Origin of the sequence: Pseudofrankia asymbiotica (assembly GCF_001983105.1) — a bacterium.
In the GTDB taxonomy this organism is placed as follows: Bacteria; Actinomycetota; Actinomycetes; order Frankiales; family Frankiaceae; genus Pseudofrankia; species Pseudofrankia asymbiotica.
Window position 1 is genome coordinate 1 of the sequence record NZ_MOMC01000156.1, and the last position, 2,808, is coordinate 2,808.

Sequence of the window (2,808 nt, forward strand, 5' to 3'; positions counted from 1 at the left end):
CCGGGCCAGCAGGGGCTGGGGGATTCTCACGGCCCAGCGGCCGATCTCGCTGAGGCGCTGAGCGCCGGTCATCGTCGAAACAAGCGATGTCGACAGGATGTACCGCAGGCTGTAGATCGCTCCCTTTGCCTTGCGTGGGTCGGGAATCTCGCCGAGCATCGCGAGCAGGCTGGAGATGTCGAGCCGCTCGCAATCTACGGGCTCGGTGGACATGCAGGGGTCAAGCTGGCATGATGGCACGTGGTGGCCTTCTGTCTTGGGTTTTGTTTGGTGGTACTTACATTGTCCCAAGTGGAAGGCCACTTCTCTCTCAACGGGGAGCCTGCATCCCGTCAAGCATTTCCGGGTCAATTGCCTGCCGCCTGGCGCGGAACGCGCCGTCGAATCACGGCCAGCGCCAGAACGAGTTTCTACGGCAGGAATCCGCGACGAGCTGTGGCGATAATCAATCGCCCGTCGGACGCCGAGGAATGATCACCGGGCCGACTACCATCGGCTATCAATCATGACGCTGCGCTACCTCGCCGGAGCCCTGGGGTCGCGGTGTGTCTGTATCAGCAATGCTTCCGGGTACTCCGCGAGTAACTCGCCGAGGCTCCAGATGTGGCCCGGGGATTTCAGCACCCAGCGGTGCGCCGGGTGACGCGCCTGCAGATGCTGGAGGAACTGCCGATGCCACCGGTACGCCGGCGCCATGTCGGCAGTGTCCAGCAGCCAGGTCATGTAGCTGGGAACCCGATACTCCGTGCCGAACAGCGTGCTCCGGAAATCAGCGTTCGTGATACAGACGCATTCCTGGGCGAGCCGGGCGCCCATCGGATGCATGCCCTGCAGCTCCGGCATCACCTGACCGATGGCCGCAAGCCTCATGTCGACCGCGTCGATACGGGGGTCGGTGTCATAGGTCGCGGTTTCAGGTGGCGGGTATGGTCGCTCGACCTCCCAGGTCAGCGGCACGCGTGTGGCGGGATCCTGCGCCATCAGGTCATGCAGGATCGTTGTGCCCGTGCGGCCATGCCCGACGATCACAACCGGCGGTACGACGTCGGCCTTCGTGACCGCCGGGTTGGCCTTGCTGTACGCGACGATCTTCAGGCGGTTGACGAGCTGCTGCTTGAGCTCGCGGCCAGCGAAGGCGGCACCGATGCCGTTGAGATCCGCGTCGCCGCGCAGCGCGTCCACCAGTCGCTCGAGGCCCTCTTGCCATGCTTCCCCGCCGAAGTCCTCGGAACCGGCAGTCTCACACGCGGACGCCGCTAACTCACTCGCATCGAGTGCCATCTACGCCACCGTTCCGCCGAGAATCGACTGTTCAGCACGAGCTTTTCCGGTCGCGGGCCGCGGACGTCGTGGCAGCTCACCGGACCTTCCACACTCGCACCATACAGACGTATAGCACACCCGGGCGGCCGGCGCGATCCCGGACAGACGAAGATCGTCCGAATCGTCCGACAGACCGTCAGATACTTGCCGGGGATTCCAGCAGGGTGCGGGCCGCTTCCATCCAGTTCTGGCCCGAGAGCCGGCGGAACGCACCCACGAGCGCGTCGCCGATGTCGAAGTCGGGCGACTGAAGCCACTGGAGCTTGAGGCCGTCCCAGGCGCCGATGAACTGCCGGGCGACCTCGGTCGGGTCGAGCCCGGGGTGTGCCTGTCCGTCACGCTGCCGTTCCGCGACGAGGCAGGCGTAGCCCTCGACGGCGAGCCGGTACTGCCGGGAGATGTACTCCTCGGCGGGGTGCCCGGGGATGGCCGCCAGGCCGAGGACGGCGACGTACAACCTCAGCAGGGGTTCTCGGCGTACGGCGGTCCGCGCGAAGTCCCCGAGCGCGTCGAGGTCGAGGCCTCGCAGGCCATCGGCCAGGGCAACTCCGTCCCGTTCGGCCTGTGCCCTGAGGAGCTGGTCGTCCCGTTCGAGGGCCGCGACGAGCAGGTGGTCCTTCGTCGGGAAGTGATACAGGACGGTCGCCTCGCTGGTGCCGGCCCGCGTTCCCACCTCGGCGGTGGTGACCTTCGCGTGCCCCTTCTCGACCACGAGGTCGAGCACCGCCTGAGCGATCTCCTGGCGGCGCGCCGCCGTCCGCGCGTAGCGACCGCGCCCACGGCCGGCCGTCGAAGCCATGGCACGACGATACGCGCCATCATCCTGAGTCGATACCAAACAGAGGGTCGAGAGTCGGCCTGCCCCCGACTTCCTGGGTCACGCAGACCCTTGCGACAACGTCAATCATTATGCTTTGCTCAGTTTTCGCAGATCAGAGGTGCTCCTCGAAGCACATCGCACATGGGAGACAGACGTGAGATCAAGAACTCCCGGGGCCGCGGCCTGGCCGTGGCGCCTGCGTACCCGCTCACTGGCGGCGGGGCCGGCGCTGCTCCTGGCGGTCGCCCTGGTCGCCGCGGCCTCCTGCTCCTCGGACGGCGAGCCCGCCCCTGCGGCCACGAGGGCGTCGTTGCCTACGAAGACCGACGTGGGGCGCCCGTTAGCCATCAGCACGGACCCGTCACCAGGACCGGCCTGCACGCCTGAGCAGGAGGGGGGCACGGTTTTCGTCACCGCGTCCTGCGTCGATCCGGACCTCAACCGGCCCTATGTCGACGTAGATGAGCAGCGGACCGTGGCAGATCCGACCAGCGGCGTCACCGTGTCCTACCGCTACGTCGGCGGCGGCTTCCGGGACAGCAAGGTGAAGTTCTCCTTCTACTTCCCGAAGCAGTATCAGGGCCGGTTCTTCCAGTACACCTACCCGACGCTGACGACCGCGGAGGCGCCGGCCAACGACATCGCGTTCGCCGTCTCCCACGATG

3 protein-coding genes and 1 pseudogene are annotated in these 2,808 nt (G+C 66.6%); 1 reads left to right on the forward strand and 3 read right to left on the reverse strand.

Features of this window, described 5'->3' with window-relative positions; all coding sequences use genetic code 11:
* From BL253_RS38890 to BL253_RS38900, 3 genes are all read right to left on the reverse strand, one after another.
* A partial coding sequence (locus BL253_RS38890) for a transposase family protein (protein WP_131831716.1) occupies positions 1-213 on the reverse strand: 213 nt, incomplete at its 3' end.
* 303 nt (positions 214-516) lie between these two features.
* Entirely contained in the window at positions 517-1,281 is a 765-nt protein-coding gene (locus BL253_RS38895) for a sulfotransferase family protein (protein WP_081439121.1), read from the reverse strand.
* 178 nt (positions 1,282-1,459) lie between these two features.
* Positions 1,460-2,122, reverse strand: a complete 663-nt coding sequence (locus tag BL253_RS38900; RefSeq protein ID WP_076821131.1) for a TetR/AcrR family transcriptional regulator — start codon at positions 2,120-2,122, stop codon at positions 1,460-1,462.
* 175 nt (positions 2,123-2,297) lie between these two features.
* Between BL253_RS38900 and BL253_RS42115 the strand changes: the two are divergent.
* Positions 2,298-2,808 (forward strand): annotated as a pseudogene (locus tag BL253_RS42115) (hypothetical protein); the annotation flags it as partial.